The organism is uncultured Butyricimonas sp., from assembly GCF_959596855.1.
In the GTDB taxonomy this organism is placed as follows: Bacteria; Bacteroidota; Bacteroidia; order Bacteroidales; family Marinifilaceae; genus Butyricimonas; species Butyricimonas muris.
Window position 1 is genome coordinate 105,863 of the sequence record NZ_CAUFYA010000009.1, and the last position, 16,714, is coordinate 122,576.

The following is a 16,714-nucleotide window of genomic DNA, read 5'->3' on the forward strand; positions in this document are numbered from 1 at the left end:
ATCATCGTTTAATTGTTAATCCGGGAATGTTACTCGATCACCTGTTTTAGGATCTACCAGAGGCCCGTTCTCGGCTTCGTACTCTGCCAATTTTTCTTTCAAGATTCTCTTCGCCGGCGAGAATTTCGCGTCATTACCCATGAATCCCATCAGATTCCAAACTGAAAAATCCCAAACACCTAACTGCTCGTAAACGAACAAGTATTTAGTTTGATTACACTCCCCGAAATAATCACTCACTTTATTCATAAACCAATTTTCACCACCTACCCACTCTTCCGGAATGTCATCCGAAACCGTGATAAAAAGTGTTGTCCGAAGTCCCGCTTTCAAATCATCGGAATCCACGAGTTCAACCAAGAAAGATTTAGCCCCGTCCTCCAGCAAATCACTTGAACGCAAGACTTTCAACGGTATTTTTACGGAAACCTCGTTTTTAGGCAGCACAAGCCGGTCTTGTATCTCGTAATTAGTCCCGGCAACAGCTCCATTCTCGCTCGTGATCTTCAGCCCGATTGTCCGGTCGTAATTTTTAGCATACCCCATCAACAATATCTCAAGGTCAATGTCGGTATATTCATCCAGCACGAAGCCATAAACGACATCAATCGTGTCCCTTTGTAACCCCATACTCGTGTAATTAAAATTCACTCGCTCCACACCATTGTAATACGGGATTTTTTCTTTCTCGCAGGCAGTCAACACAAAGGTCAAACATACCGGAAGCCATAAAAAATATCTTATCATGAATTTCATAATCTCTGTTTTTTATTTTCCAAATTCCAGTTCATTCTCCGGTTTCGGGAATACATAATTCACCGTGTAGCCATTCAATTTCTCATCCTTCATCCGCTTATGATAGAAAAAGAGTTGTCCTTCACAAATAAATTCACGCTGGTATTCCTTCAAGATTTCTTCCTGCACGGCATCCCCGCTATTCACAACCGAAGCATCCAACAACTCCGTGTCTTCATATCCCCGGTTAGCGAGCACTTCGTTCAATCGGGCTACCGCCACGGAAGGCGTTGCCTTATCACACTCCGCCACGATATAATACATCTCGCTTAGACGGATCATCGGCATACGGTCACGCTTGGGCGTGTACAATTGACCTTCCACCGTAATTCCATCCATCTGCCACAGTTTAGAAGGTACATCCCCTATATAATTCGTGGTTTCGAAGAAGAAACTACGAAAATCATTCCCCGCAACAAACAAACTACCCGGGGAAATCCGCGTCAATAAAGGCACGCTCGTACCCGTGAAAGACCCCTCAATATAATCTTTCAACTTCCTTATATTTAAAGCGAAAAGATGTTCCGTGGAAAAAGTACGGTCACGCAACTCCTTTTTCTCGTTCAACACGTCGCCCCTCGTGCTCCAAGGAAACAACTCCCGGTTTTCGTGGGCCTCGATCACGGCAATGGCACTCTTACGGGCTTCGGTCGGATTGCCCGCGTACATGTACACGCGTGCCATCAACCCCATAACCGCGTAATAATTCAAGTGATAATTCCGGTTTATCAAATAACCGTTGTCATCACTCGCGGAAACTTCCCGTCCCGTCAGCACAGGATCATTTGCCAGACACGTAGCCGCTTCTTTCAAATCCTTGATAATTTGTTCCGTGACATCTTTCGGGGAAACCGACACGGTTACCTGCTTCGTGAGTTCATTGACATAAGGAATCCCGTCTTCAGCGGAAGCACTTGTCGCATCCGCACAAAACAAACGTAACAAATCAAAGTGCATGAAAGCCCTCAAAGCCAACGCTTCCCCTTTTATAATCTGCTTATTATCCCCCGTGAACACGGCTTTTGAATTATCAATATAAGCCAGAATACTATTAGCGTTCGCTATGGCGTTATACAACCCGTTCCAAAGCGTGTCGATAATCGGTTTCGTGTTCGTTGCCTCGTACTCGTATTTCAACGCGTTCGCGTAACGATGATTGGAGCCGATTCCTCCCCATTGCTGGGCGACCACATCCACTATCCCGTAAGTCAACTCTCTACCATACAGAGAAGATTTTGTCATCGCCGTATAAACGCCCGCCAAAGCATCCTTGAACCCATCCTCGGTGGAGAACATATCTTCGGCTTCCATCTCGGTTTTCGGTTTCACGTCCAGCCAGTCGTTACACGCCACCATGCTGAAACAAACCAAAATCCACAAACTATATTTTAAAAAACCTTTTCTCATAATCTAGTCGAATAATTGTTTAGTATATTCATAGCCTACCACCTGTTAGAATGTCGCTTGCAGCTGGAACGAGAAAGAACGGGCAAACGGGTAATCCGTACCTCTTTCCGTCTTCACCGTTGACAGACGAAATACATCATTCATGTAGAAAGACAATTTCAACCGCTCGATAATACCATTCTGCATGAACTTACAATTTCTGAAATCGTAACCGACATTCAGAGAAGTCATTTGCAACTCGCTCAAATCCTGCACGAAGCGAGATGTCGGGCGCGTGAAATAATTCGGGTCGGTAACTCTCTTGAACTCGGCTTTTTGTCCCGGTGTGGTCCATCTTCCGGTATACACCCGACGGTCCACGTTGTAAGTCATATCGCAATTCTCAACCTTGTCTACTAACGTTTGATTATACATCTGTCCGCCCAAACGGAAATAGAAAGAGGTATTTACAGAGAAACCTTTCCAATCCAAGTTAAAACCGAATGTTCCCGTGTATTTCGGCAACTCGTCACCGCAAACGACTTGATCGTTGGCATCCCACGTGTAAGTCAGTTGCCCGTCCTTTGTCAGAAACAGCTCGTTTCCGGTACCCGGGTCGATCCCCAAAGACCGCACCGCCCAAATGGCACTCATCGATTGTCCCTCGGCGTAGCGAACGGACGGTTTCGTGGTCTTTTCTTTCGTACTTTGATCATAATTGAAATCTTTGTCGGAATCCTTATCATCATTCATGCTTGACAGAGCCTCGTTAATCTCTTTGATCTTGTTCGTGTTGTGCATCAAAGAACCGAACACGTTCAAGTGCAAATCCTTATCCGCATCATTAATCGTGCGCACGCTTACCTGCAACTCGAATCCTTTGTTCTGTGATTTTCCCAGATTCTCCGTGTAAGAAGAGAACCCGGCGGAAGGCGGTAACGTTACTGGGGTCAACAAGTTACTCGTGTTCTTGATATAATAATCAAAAGTCAAATCGACACGACTGAATAATGATACATCGATTCCGACGTTATTATCCTGTGTCTTTTGCCATTGCAGGTCGGGATTAGCCAAACTCATCAAGTAAGAACCGATAATGTTATCGTAAACTTCGTTTGAATAATACTTGTAAGTAGAAACCGCCTGATAAGAATTGAAGTTCTGTGAACCCGTGTAGCCCGTGGAAACACGCAATTTCAAACGCTGCAACCACCCAATGTCATTCAAGAATTTCTCGTTGTGCATGTTCCAACCCGCGCCAACAGACCAAAAATGTCCCCAGCGGCGATCAGCCCCGAACAACGAAGACGCGTTCGCCCGATAGTTACCGTCAAACAGGTAGCGGGAATCGTAAGAATAGTTCACGGAAGCCAGAAAACTCGTTTCTCTGGACAAAGACTCGCTTCCACTCGGTTTTCCTCCGGCAAGATACTGTTGGGCATGAGTGATGTAATCCAACTTGTCATTGGCAAATCCCTCCGCTTGAAAAGTAACGGATTCCGATTTCGTTTCACCGAGGCTCCATTGAGCGTTAGCAAACATCACGTGTTTATCCCAAGTCTTCGAGTAATTCAAAGCGATATCCGTCGTTAGGGTTGTCATCTTCCCGTTCCCTTTCGTGTATTGACCTCTCTCGAAATAAGCGTCGTCCGTGATATCGATATCACGGAACATCGTGTGATCCCTCGGGTAAAAAATATCCGATTCATCCGTGCGGGAAGTGAAACCGAAACGCCCCGTGGCTTTCAAATCATCAAAGACACTCCACTCGATATAAAAATTGTTCGTTATATCCGTGTATTTACTTTCGTTTTTCGTGTTTAAAGTTTTATTTATTAGCGGGTTGTAAACCGGGTTACTCCCGTAGGCCACCTCTACCGGGTTCAACACCTCCCGAATTGTCCCGTCTTCATTTTTCGCCCTCCAGTACGGGTTCAGTTTCGCGTAATCGGAAAATGACCCGTAAGGGGAATTATCGGCTTTATTATGCAACAAAGAAAGTTGTTCCCGGAAAAGCAAAGATTTGTAACGATAAGAAAAAGTAAAACCTCCGCCAAATGTTTCCCGGTTGGAACCCTTCATAACACCCGCCACGTTGTTGTAACTCACGTTAATATTATACCGGATAAACTCATCGCCACCCTCGAAATTCAACGAGTGCTTGTGCCCGATCCCGGTACGTAACGGTTTGCTCAACCAATAGGTATTGACACCCCGCTCTACCTCTTTATTCAATCCCGCGTACAATTCATCCAACCGCTGTTGACTCACCGGGTGATTTGTGGACGAGGTATATACCCCGGACAAACGCTCCACTTCCAGTTTCTGCCACGCGTTACACAAATTATAACTACTTAAATCCGGGGCTTGGATATCCATACTCCCGGTATAACTTACCGTCATTTTACCGATCGCCGGACGTTTGGTCTCGATAACAACCACGCCGTTCGCCCCCTTGGAACCGTAAAGCGCCTTTGCCGTCGCGTCTTTCAACGTCGTGATCGACTCCACCCGGTTCATATCCATGTCCATCACCTTCTCGATAGTCTGTTCAAAACCGTCCACGATAAAAAGCGGCTGGTTCGGGTTCGTCTGGTATTTATCCTTCATGTCCGTGAAACTGGAAGCACCGCGCATCTGGATTTCCGGCACCCGGTTCGGGTCGGAACCGAATTGATTGCTCTCTATCACCTGAAAAGAAGGATCAAGGTTTTTCAAGGCTTGCAGGACATTCATATTACTCACTTTCGCCAGATCTTCCGCTTTCACGGTACGCGCCGCACCCGTGTAACTCTCTGCCTTCCGAGTAAAGATACCGGTAACCACGACTTCTTCCATCTCCTTCACGTTCTCTTCCAACGTCACGTCTATCGTTTTCTGCCCGTCGTACACGACCTCTTTCGTCAACATCCCCACGTACGAGAATACAAGTACCATATCCTTGGTCAAGGGAAGAGCCAACGAATAGCGACCGTCAATATCGGTAGCCCCACCTAAAGCCGTTCCCTTGATGACGATTGAAACCCCGGGCAACGTTTCCCCTTTTTGATCCCGCACCGTTCCCATCAACGTGATCTGTTGCACTTTCTCCGCCTTTACCGGGGCTTTCCGTATCACCACCACGTTATTGGTCAATTCATATTCCAGCCCGGTACCTTCCAGACATTCGCGCATGGCAGAATCCACGGTAACATTCTTTACCGCGTAATCCTTTCTTCCGACATGTTTCAAATCGTCGTTACTGAACATGAAACTCAACTTCGTCTGGCGTTTGATCTCGTCAAAAACCTCTGCCAACGAAGCATTTTTCATATCCACACTAACCCGATCCGTGTTTTGTTGAGCGAATGAAAATGATACTGACAACAGTACTATCTTCACGGATAACAACAATTGGCATAGCCACCGGGGATACCCCCGAAAACTTTCATGATCTCTCTTCATAAAATAATTTGTTTGATTTTACATTAGTCTATTTCACAATCTCTTCAATTCTGTTTGCGGCAGAAATGATCGGCTTTCTTTTTTTCTTTTAATTATTTTCCATAACTTTGTTTATTGATTTTACATTAGTCTGTTAGCAGACTCACAAGGGAATGGTATTTGCGGTACCGTTCTCTTTTTATTTTAGAGTCACATGGTTCCCCTCCACGACAAACGTGATCCTTTTGATTTTTTCCATCAAATCAAATATATCGGAAACCTCCTTGTACTTCAGGATATCCATCGTGAAACGCAACTCTTTCTGCTCCGGGCTGCTGTACGAAACCTTGAAATCATACCAGCGCTGCAACTCTCTCATGATATCTTCCAAACGGGCGTTCACGAACACGATCCGTCCCAGCTTCCAAGCAATATAATCATCCACGTTGACCTCTTTCACCTCTATATTACCAGCCTCATCCACCTTCGCCTGCTCGCCGGGTACAATCCGGTGCACGCGACTCTCGCTCTTCACCTCTACCGCCCCTTGCACCAGCGTTGTCAACAAATCCGCCTCGTCAGCATAAGCCCGAACCCCGAATTCCGTTCCCAGCACGGAAATATCCGCCCGCTCCGTTCTCACCGTGAACGACCGTTGTTTCTCGTGCTCGACACTGAAATACGCCTCTCCCGTCAACCAAACGACGCGTTCCTTCGAATTAAAATGCACCGGTATTCGCAGTTCCGACTCGGAATTAAGGTACACGGTCGTACCGTCCTCCAGACGCACGATATACTCTCCCCCTCTCGGTATCTGGATCACGGTAAAACTATTATCAGCGACAACCGCCTCGTTATTTCTCATGAAATTCAGCGTATCCTTCTGATTCACCATCACCGCCAACCCGTCATTCACGCGTACCGTCGTGTCCCCGAAAAGAGCAACTTTCTCCCCGTTGGATAAGGTTACCACGGCTTTGGAACTCCCGACCTTAATCTCCTCGTGTGCCAATAAAGTTGAAGAATCTCCCTGTTTTGAATCCGACATCAACCAAATCATTCCACCCACCATCAACGGGAAAATAATCGCCGCCGCCACTCGAAGCACCCGTGAACGAATCTTTCGACTCCTGATAGCCACCGTTTCCCTTCTCAACCGCTTCCACCGATCATCCCGCGACACGCGATTACGGTCCGTGACAGCCCTTTTCAAATATTTCCCCGAGTGCAAACCTTCAAAGAAATCCCTGTTCCGCCCGGATGCATTTAACCATTCATCCAACCGGCGTTGTTCATCTTCCGAAATATCATTCAAAAGTGCCTTCGTTATCAATCTCTCAATCTCCCGTGTATTCATCAATTACTCCTGTCTTAAAATATTTTTCTATCTTTCTTATCTAAGAACTCCAAAAAACAAAAAAGGTAGTATAGAAATATGGCATTTTTTCAAGAAAAAAATCTATCCTGTTCAGTTATCTTACAACAATCAATAATATATATATCAGGTATTTTGCTGTTATTAAATTTTATACAAATACAATTTAAATTCTATTATTTTACCTTTGAAATAGGCTTTGAATAGGAGTTGAATAGGAGATGAATGGGAGTTGATATAAATCAACTACAATACAAATATATCATATATATTTATTATTTAACTTATTTTACCTCGAAACCCACTCTCTCGCGAACTGACCTCACCCGGATTTTTATTCTATTTATTTCCATCCCACCCCTTCCGAAGGAAAATTTTGGGATGGGAAAACTATAAAAGAGCAATAACGTGGGGAAATCAATTTAAAATCACGGCATTCATGAATACAAGTACATCATAAAACAAAGGAGATGTTTCAAACGTTCCCTCAGATAGTTATTCGCATTTGTCTTATGTTTTTTAATGGTCGTAACGGCAATATTCAACTCCTCCGCGATCTCTTTATGACTCTTTCCTTCCAGACTCTTCGCGTACACGTTCCGACAGGCTTCCGGAAGTTCTTCAAAAATATCATTTATCAAGGCATATATTTCAGCCTCGATCATCTGGTACACGAACGACTCTTCCGCCTCCTCCACTTCAAAACCTTCCATTCGTCTATCTTGTCTCTGCTTATCCCGCAGGAACGTCAGGCAATGGTTACGCACCACCCGGTACAAGTAAGCCTTCAACTGTAACTCGTCCTCGAACTTATCCCCTTTTTCCCATAACTTAATAAAAATATCCTGCAAAAGATCACACGCCAATTCCTCATCCCCCACGTAACGCATGGCGAAATACTTTAAAGCGGCAAAATATTGTTCATATACCTCTTTAAATGTTCTCGAATCCGACAAACATATTCTTCCGCTCCGGATTGTATTTGTCATATATTCATATAATTTTAGACGAAGACAAATATAATTGTATTTCTTCAAACAAAAAAGCGGTGTCGTACACGACACCGCCTAATATCACTAAAGCATACACTATAATTCTCGCAAACTAATAGTAATATAACGCAACAGCTCCCCCGTCAAAATTTTTATTTACCCAATAATGTTTCTGTACCTCCCCGGGTTTCTGCGGATCGTCATACAATTTCAACACCCTAAAATCCCCGTTATCAAAAATAGCACCAAACACGCGCCCGTTGAAATATCGCTGGGCTGCATTGTCCCCGTCGCCTCTCCACGTTGCAGTGATAACAAAATCTTTCATATTGCCCTCTTCCGTGAATTCATGTATTTTTGAAATAGCAGTACCTTCCATACTCATCGAATACAGAGCCTTCCCCGCCCCGACATACATAAAGTCATTATAGCGCTTATCCATCGCTATTTTCACAAGACCATGTCCTTGTTCTATCAATCTTGCCGCGTCAACAGGTAATTTCAAATTAGAAACAGCTTTATAATTTATCGAATGCTCTGCCGTGTACAAAACAGTATTTAACTCGAACGTTTGTATATAAAAATCCGAACCGTCCTTATAGATAACATAAGTATTATTATTAAAAAAACTTTCATGGAAAAGTATCGCATAGATCTCTTTATCAAAATTATCAAGAAGCACATAACCGTCAGGTAAACTAGCTATATTGCTTGGACGAGATAAATCATGAACCGCATAATAATCCAGTTTTTGATTATACCCGTTTGAAGCTGTCATAGCAAGAATCCGTTTTCTTTCCTTTTCATAAATAATCGCTAATTGATCTTTCGCTGTCACACGTTCGGCTTTAATCTCTTCAGAACCTTTATCCGGTACATCATAAGGGTCGTCAAAGACCAATGGTTCAAGAATAAAACGTCCCGTGTTCGGATTCCCCGCGTCATAATTCACACGCGTGTAAATTTTCCCAGACTTATCCAACAACAGCGAGGTAGCTCCGACAGTTTCAAAATTTACCGGAATGCAATTAGTCGGTTCCCCCACGAACTCATCTTTCATGGAAACGATTTTTTTCATATCTTCAGAATTCACGGCAACGGATTTCCGCCAATCCCGGTCCAAAATTTGCAAAGCACTGTATCGAGCAGCCGGATCCGGAGCCAATCCCGTAATACGGGATATTTCCACGGGATCTTGCCCCAATTCTTCTCCATCATTGTAAAGAGGATACACGTTTTCATGTGGAATATATTCCGTGACCGAGAAATTAGAATAAAGCCTTCCGTCAAGTTCCACGTTTTTCTTCTCCCAATAACGCTCGACAAAATCCATTTGAGTGACACCATTACTTTTACCCAACACGACTATTCCGGTACTAAAAGGTCGGCGTATCTCCACGAGGAAACCATAGATCGTGGCATTACCAGCGTTTTTCCGATAAATAAACAACTGCCCGTTCCCTCCTTCCGTGAACACGTGCCGTAAATTTTGCTCTGTTGAAATCACTTTACCATCCATCCGCCACTCGTAAGTCAATTCATCATCACCGTTGTATTTCACCTCCAAATCTAATTGCAATTCATCACCCGCGGTCACCTTGAATCTGGCATCTATAGTATTTTCATGAAGATAAAATCTTTCTTGATCCTCTATATTTGTTATAATAACGGTATCAGGCAATACAATATCTTTATAATTCAAATTTGTTTTGTCATCCATGCAACCGGTTAATAATATATAGCCTAAGAAGCATATCATTAAAATCTTATTTCTCATAACCTATTTTTTTTGGTCCATTACAATACATATTTCTTAGTTCTATAAAAATCATCCTGTAATCGTAACAGACATTAAACGTCCATCCAACTCGTATCTAGGTGTTTTTTCCAAGGCTCTTTTAAACATGATAGCGTAATATCTCTTTTCCGAAGGATCCAAAACCCCAAAATCACGAATGCCTGTTTCTTTTACAAATTCATCATATTTCTCCTTAGAATAATCGCCCAAATAAGCCTTAGCAATGTCATCTGTCCACCATTCAGGCCACGAGAAAATATCCAGCACCGTAATCTCTATAAACAGAGAATCTGCCATATAAACTTGAAAATCCGAATTAGGTACTAATTGCAATCTCAGGATTTTACTCCCTTCTTTTAATATAGCCTTTCGCTGTAATTTCACGCGCATCGTGTCGATAAAATCTCCATCCTGTTGAAACGGTTGTTCTGTTTCCAAAATGAAACAATCCTCCGGGAGTGTCGTTTTTTCTTTATCCACGTTAACGGCAAAATACAACGTTTCAGTCAAATTGTAGCCTCGAAATTCAACAGGGACGGAAATAATTTTCTCCGTGGTGTTATCACTCTCGTACGCGAAATTACACTCGACTTTGTAGTAATCCTCGCCGGACTCGCTCCCGAACATGAACTTGATAAACCTTTCGGGAGTAAACATTTCCGGCTTTTCCTCTTGACACCCGTAAAACGCCAAGCAACCTAATAAAAGAAGTAAAAATATGATTCGCATAATTGTTTGCATTTATATTACACACCATTTACTGCACCCCGGCTTCCGTGTCTGGTACCGGCATAACTAATTTCCCATTATGAGCGACAGTTGTTCCATTCTCTCTTAACGGCAGGTTCAATCTCTTGTACACGTAAACCATTTGCCCCTCGCATAAAAATTCCCTACGGTATTCCTTAACCAACGCCTCCATAAAAGTACCTTTATCCACGTCAGCCTTCAAGTTATAAACCGAATTATTTCGGGCGTCCACAACTTTATTAAATATCTCGACAGCCAAAGCCCGGTCTTTATCAAAAACAGCCTCCGCCGCGATATAATAACATTCGGGGAATCGAAGTACCGGTTCCAGAGATTTTGCCGCAATCATATCACTCTCTTCCCTTCCTTCCAAAGAAAATTTAGTAACCATGTTTTGGGGTATCGCTTTCAAACGCACATCATCCGCGTTCTCCGAGAAAATTCCACTTTTATCGTTCAGCACTAAAAGCCAATCTTTAGCTGAAGAACTAAAATATCCTTCCGTCCAAGTAGACAATTCCGAGTTATAAGGAGCAAAAAGTATTTCCGAGTGTAACCGAGGTTCAATCGTACTTAACTCCATCGGGTCCCCAATATACCCGGGAGCGACAAACCTAAAATTCGTTCCTTTGTTCACGACGTTTATCACCTCATTAGCGTGTTCGAACGCCTTATCATTTTCCCCAGCATACAAGCAGACTCGGGCAAGCAATTGAGATATAGCGTAATAATTCAATCGATTGGCTCGATAATTGAAAAACTCATCAACACCTAAAACTTCCCCCGCTCCGTTATCCAGTTTAACACGGGACTCGTTCAAGTAACTAAAAATCTTTCCCCCGGGATATTGTACATCCGTGTCAAAAGGTTTTATCCACTCTTTAGCTTTCTCCAAATCCGCAATCAAATACTTCAGAATGTTCTTCGTCGTTACCGGAGGATTCACGATAGACGGGTATGTTGTCACGTAAGGAATAAAGGCAGACTCCCCGCCATTGTCAGCGATAGGGGCTTTAGCAAAGATACGTAACAATTCAAAATGCATGAGAGCCCGTATCGCATAAGCCTCGGCAAGAATCATATTTTTAGTAACATCCCCATACTTGAATTTTACTTCCCCGTCATTTTCCAATCCTTGAATCAAATTGTTCGCCTCCGCGATAACTTTATAGCTATCCAACCAGATAGAGGCGGCTATCGACTTTGCCTCACTCTTGTCATACTCGAAATTAACCACATCCAAGTAGGGACGATGCGCTTTCTCGTTCAGACTATAACTACGTCCCCAAGCTTCCACCGCACCCCATGTCAACTCCTTCCCGTACAAATTCTTGCCGGACATATCAATATATACACCGTTCAACGCGATATAATACCCTTGTGCCTTCTCGAATAATGTTTCTTCATATATATCCAGTTCCGGCTTCACATCCAACCATTTATCACACGACGAGAATATAAATGCCAGCAAGACAATATTTATTATATATCTTTTTTTCATGACCTATATCTTTAAAAACCTACATTTACTGAAAAACTATAACTTCTGGCAAACGGGTAAGACAAACCTCTTTCCTGCTTGATTGATGATACTCGGAATACGTCGTTCATATTAAAAGCAAGTTTTACCCGGCTGAAACGAATCTTTTTTAGTATATCCGAAGGTAATTCATAACCGACAGATACAGATTGGAGTGTCAGCGTGTTGTCATCTTGTACAAATCTACTGGTTGGATTCGTGGGAACATTATATTGCTTCAAGCTCTTGAAGCCGGCAATATCACCTTGCTTTTTCCACCGGTCTGTAAACACTCTTTTATCCACGTTATTTTCAATATCAGCATTCTCTATTTTGGTTTGTAACGTCTGGTTATATTGCTGTCCCCCGTATGTATAAGTAAAATACACGTCCAACGTCACACCGTACAATAACAAGTTTGAAGACAAGGTACCATTCATTTTCGGTTCCGTATTCCCGATAGCAACATTCTCCGAAGCGAGCCATTCCGTACCGTAACTTCCGTCTTTATAACGGAATATCTCATCTCCTGTTTGCGGATTTATCCCCAATGACCGCATGGCGTAAATTGATGTTGTCGAAGCGCCTTCCACGTATTTCAACAAAGGTTTTTTGGTTTCGGTTTTATGGGCATTATCCTGATACTTCTCTTCTATCTTTTGATTATATGACTTCAAGGACTCGGAAATCTTCTTTATCTTATTTTTATTGGATGCCACATTAGCCGTAAAATAAAGTTGAGCGTCAGATTTAGCTAATGCTTTTACCCGTAAACTTATCTCGTAACCATTATTGGTAATCTCCCCGATATTATCCTTGTAAGACAGAAATCCCGAAGATGAAGGAATGTACATATCGGCAATCAAATCCACCGTCCTGCGGAAATAATACGTCCCCGTAAACACCAAAAGGCCGTCCAGAATATTGATTGTAGTACCTAAATCCGTTATCTTCGTTTTTTCCCATTTCAAGTTTTTATTTCCCATGGCTGTAATATTTCCTCCCAACCCTGTAGGATAAACCGATTTGCTGTTAATCGTATACAACGTGCGAGCCGTGTTAGCGGGGAAATTAGCCTTACCCGTAACACCGTATGAACCTCTGATTTTCAATTCCGAGAGCCAATTTACTCCTTTCATAAAAGCATAATTATGAATATTCAACCCCAGCCCCATCGACCAGAACGGCGCAAAACGGGTTTCGCTCCCAAAAGATGAATTTCCGTCCATTCTCCACGTGGCGTCCAACAAATAAATATTCCGGTAGGTGTAATTCAAAGATACTATCGTTCCGAACAATCTAGTTTTTTGTTGAAAAGTTGTCGGGGCATTCGGAAATTCTCTCGCGAATTGCGGATTAGCAAACCCACCCGCCGGAATATCTCTCACGTACACGCTATGGCTCTCGTCTGAACTCTCTTTCACGTTGATACCGGCAAACAAATTAATATTATGATACCCGATCATATCGTTATAATACCCGAATACACTACCGTCTATCACTGTCGCGGTTGTATTTCCAACAGTCATTTCCCCTTTATAAGGCTTGTTGTGATATTGCCCGGCTTCGGGTGAGGTATAAGCATTAGAAGAGCCCGTCGTGTAAGTCAAGGCAAGAGAACCTTTGAAATGAATTTTATTCGTCAGATAATATTGGACAGAGAAATTATCTATAAATTCCTTGCTTTTCGTTTTATCGAAACTACCCAGATAGGCATCATACAACGGATTACTGGTCGTACCGTTCGGTGTTGCAGTCTTTATTACTTCGGCAACTGTTCCGTCTTCATCCAAATAAGAATAGTAGGGATTCATAGTGGTGTATTTGCTAAACGAACCGAAAGGAGATTCCTCCGAATTAACTCCCGTGTACGTGGCACTATTCTTGAATAACAATTTCCCGATATTATACTGTAACTCTAAACCCAATCCAAAGGTTTTTCTTTCGGACCCCTTCATCACCCCGTTATTCCCTTGATAATTCACGTCGATACCATAACGAAAACCGTTTGTTCCCCCTTCCATTCTTAGATAATGTTTACTACTCGCCGTATTCCGAAGCGGCAAAGCCAGCCAGTCCGTGTTATTCCCCCGCTCGATTAATCTTAGTTTCGCATGATAGTAAGCCTGCTGATAATACTCCTGATCAAACAATCCGGCTTCTTTTTCCGCCTCTACTTTTTCCTTGGCATTCATCAAATTATAATCCCGCAAGTCAGGAACCTGTACATTCAGGTTATACCCGTAATTAATCAGTATTTGCCCATCTTTAGGAGTAACGGTTGTTATCACCACAACCCCGTTCGCGGCACGAGAACCGTATATTGCCGTGGCTGCCGCATCTTTCAATAAAGTGATCGATTCAATCCGGTTAATATCCATGTCGTACACTTTATTAACACTCACCTCGAAACCGTCCAAAATGAATGTCGGTAGATTCGGGTTATTCTGCAATGCCGTTTTAGACACATTCACCTCATCCAATTCAGTCAATCCGATACCGGAATCTCCGCGAATGCTTATTTTCGGCATCACGTTCGGGTTAGAACCCATCTCGTTATTAACAGCAATCCGAAAAGAAGGATCCAATACTTGAATGGATTTCAATACATTTACTTGGGAAATCTTCTTTAATTCCGCGGCCGTCATCGTTTTCACGTTTCCCGTGTAAGACTGTCGGGAAAGATTGGCATACCCCGTCACAACGACATCTTCCAATGCAACCTCACTCTCTTTCATAACAACATTAATCGTGTCTTGACCGGTATATCTTATTTCCACGGTTTCCATCCCGATAAAAGAATATTCCAGAACAATCTGTTTACCGAGGACAAAGCGGAAAGCATACCGCCCGTCTTTATCCGTTGCCGTACCCAACTTCATATCCTTTATCTGTATTGTAACCCCGGGCAATGGAAATCCTCGTTCATCCTTTACCACTCCCACTATCTTACCCTCCTTCACGCTATCCCGAACAACCTCGGCACGCCGCTTGAAAATGACGACATTACCCATAAATTCATAAACCAGATCCGTTCCCTCGATACATTTATCCAACACGGCAACGATATCCGCCTTTTTTAAGTCCATCGTTTTCAAACCGATCTGTGAGATATCCCGGTCATTATAAACAAAATTGAATGACGTTTGTTGTTTTATCTGGGCAAAAACTTGAAGCACAGATGCATTCTTCACCGAGATATTCAACTCGACTTTCTCAACAATCGTGTCTGCCCTTAAAGCATTTATCCCCATAAACACAAAAAGAAACAATACAGACAGCATACGCCTTATCTTCCGTGTATAAAAACACAAGCGTTTCATGTAGTCTTTTTTTTCCATAAAATTGTTTTTAGTTCATATTTAAATTATCATCTTTATAAAAGGCCGTACATTTCCCGAGGACTAAATATTTTCAGCCCCATAAATAATTGCCCAATTCCCTATTTATTTATTTTCTATAAACAAGAATTTGATTCCCGACTAATTCAAAATATACTTTATTCGTCTTTTCTATTGATTTCAACACGGGATTTATTTCCCCGTACTTCTCTATATCCAATGTAAAACATTCCTGTTTAATGTCATTGGAAAGGAAGACGACTTCCATACTATACCATCTTTCCAAAACTCTCATTATTTCACCGAGAGTTTGATTTATAAATACAATACGTTCCTCCTTCCAAGCAACATAAGGATACACGTCTACATCCGAAACAACAATCTTTCCCTCCGAATCGACTTTTGCCTGCTGATTAGGTTTCAATCGATATACCGATTGCAAATAAGCCACTTCAACACTTCCTCTAACCAAGGTCGTGGTGGCAATATCGCCCTGATAAGTATTAAAATCAAACTCGGTACCTAGCACCCGGACTTTCAGGTCACCCGATCGCACGACAAATGGGCGAGTACTATCCTTTGCCACGGAAAAATAAGCATGACCTATTAATTCCACCTCACGGCAATCTTTACTGAATTTTTGAGGGATAACAAGAGTGGACATCGCATCCATGTGGACAACCGTCCCATCCTCCAAGCGGGCTACATACTCCCCGCCGCGAGGGACTTCCAACCGATGCTTATTCATTGAAAGATTCTCGACCTCTTGTGCAAGAAAAGCAACCGTATCAAGACGATTTTCCACGGGAGCCTCGGTCACGTTCATCTTCAAAACAGAATCTTTGAAAACAACAAGTTTTCCGCCTTCAGCCAAATAGATCACGGCTTTCGAGTGAACAAAAGATTCATTGTTTACCAGATTCTCTTTTTTTACAGGCTCCTCCTGTTTCGTGTACGTGTAAACCAACATGCATACCATCGACAATATTACAGCTATTGCCGCAGGAATCATGAAAGCCATCCGTTTATGGCGTCGCTTGTATCGGATTTTCTTATCCAATAAAAACCATTGTTCTTGAAGCACTTTTTTATGTAACGGGTCCATGGCCTGTTGCAAATAATCAGGCGAGCCTATTTTGCGGAAAAGGACTTCATGACGATCGGATTCTTTTCGCCATCGTTCCAGTTCCCGGGTTTCCTCATCGTTTGTCCCGAATGTAAAATACTTCAATAATATCCGAGAAATTTTATACATAATCACTTTAATATAAATTCATCTATTTCATGTATCTATATTAAAGACGCCAAAATTCTATGGAGGTGTTATGCTTTTGG

At 42.7% G+C, this 16,714-nt stretch carries 10 protein-coding genes; all 10 read right to left on the reverse strand.

All coding sequences use genetic code 11. The features are described from left to right. Positions 1-15: 15 nt before the first annotated feature. Positions 16-756 carry a DUF4843 domain-containing protein gene (locus tag Q5866_RS06255; protein ID WP_303179517.1) on the reverse strand — a complete coding sequence of 247 codons (741 nt, stop codon included), beginning with the start codon at positions 754-756 and terminating at the stop codon, positions 16-18. 12 nt (positions 757-768) lie between these two features. Then, positions 769-2,202: a RagB/SusD family nutrient uptake outer membrane protein gene (locus Q5866_RS06260; protein WP_099291553.1), complete on the reverse strand. Its 1,434-nt coding sequence runs from the start codon at positions 2,200-2,202 to the stop codon at positions 769-771. Between the two features lie 45 nt (positions 2,203-2,247). After that, positions 2,248-5,625 carry a SusC/RagA family TonB-linked outer membrane protein gene (locus tag Q5866_RS06265; protein WP_303179519.1) on the reverse strand — a complete coding sequence of 1,126 codons (3,378 nt, stop codon included), beginning with the start codon at positions 5,623-5,625 and terminating at the stop codon, positions 2,248-2,250. 178 nt (positions 5,626-5,803) lie between these two features. Then, positions 5,804-6,961, reverse strand: coding sequence for a FecR family protein (locus tag Q5866_RS06270; RefSeq protein WP_303179521.1), 1,158 nt, complete (start codon positions 6,959-6,961; stop codon positions 5,804-5,806). A 455-nt stretch (positions 6,962-7,416) separates the two neighbouring features. Then, on the reverse strand, positions 7,417-7,968 hold the full coding sequence (locus Q5866_RS06275) for an RNA polymerase sigma-70 factor (RefSeq protein WP_186976030.1): 552 nt from the start codon (positions 7,966-7,968) through the stop codon (positions 7,417-7,419). Positions 7,969-8,083: 115 nt separating this feature from the next. Beyond that, positions 8,084-9,748 (reverse strand): PKD-like family lipoprotein, encoded by a 1,665-nt coding sequence (locus tag Q5866_RS06280; protein WP_303179523.1) that lies wholly within the window; start codon positions 9,746-9,748, stop codon positions 8,084-8,086. 51 nt (positions 9,749-9,799) lie between these two features. Then, positions 9,800-10,498, reverse strand: a complete 699-nt coding sequence (locus Q5866_RS06285; protein ID WP_176554999.1) for a DUF4843 domain-containing protein — start codon at positions 10,496-10,498, stop codon at positions 9,800-9,802. Between the two features lie 28 nt (positions 10,499-10,526). Next, positions 10,527-12,020, reverse strand: coding sequence for a RagB/SusD family nutrient uptake outer membrane protein (locus Q5866_RS06290; protein ID WP_303179525.1), 1,494 nt, complete (start codon positions 12,018-12,020; stop codon positions 10,527-10,529). 11 nt (positions 12,021-12,031) lie between these two features. Continuing rightward, positions 12,032-15,379: a SusC/RagA family TonB-linked outer membrane protein gene (locus Q5866_RS06295; RefSeq protein WP_227216581.1), complete on the reverse strand. Its 3,348-nt coding sequence runs from the start codon at positions 15,377-15,379 to the stop codon at positions 12,032-12,034. 109 nt (positions 15,380-15,488) lie between these two features. Continuing rightward, positions 15,489-16,634 (reverse strand): FecR family protein, encoded by a 1,146-nt coding sequence (locus Q5866_RS06300; protein WP_303179528.1) that lies wholly within the window; start codon positions 16,632-16,634, stop codon positions 15,489-15,491. Positions 16,635-16,714: the final 80 nt, after the last annotated feature.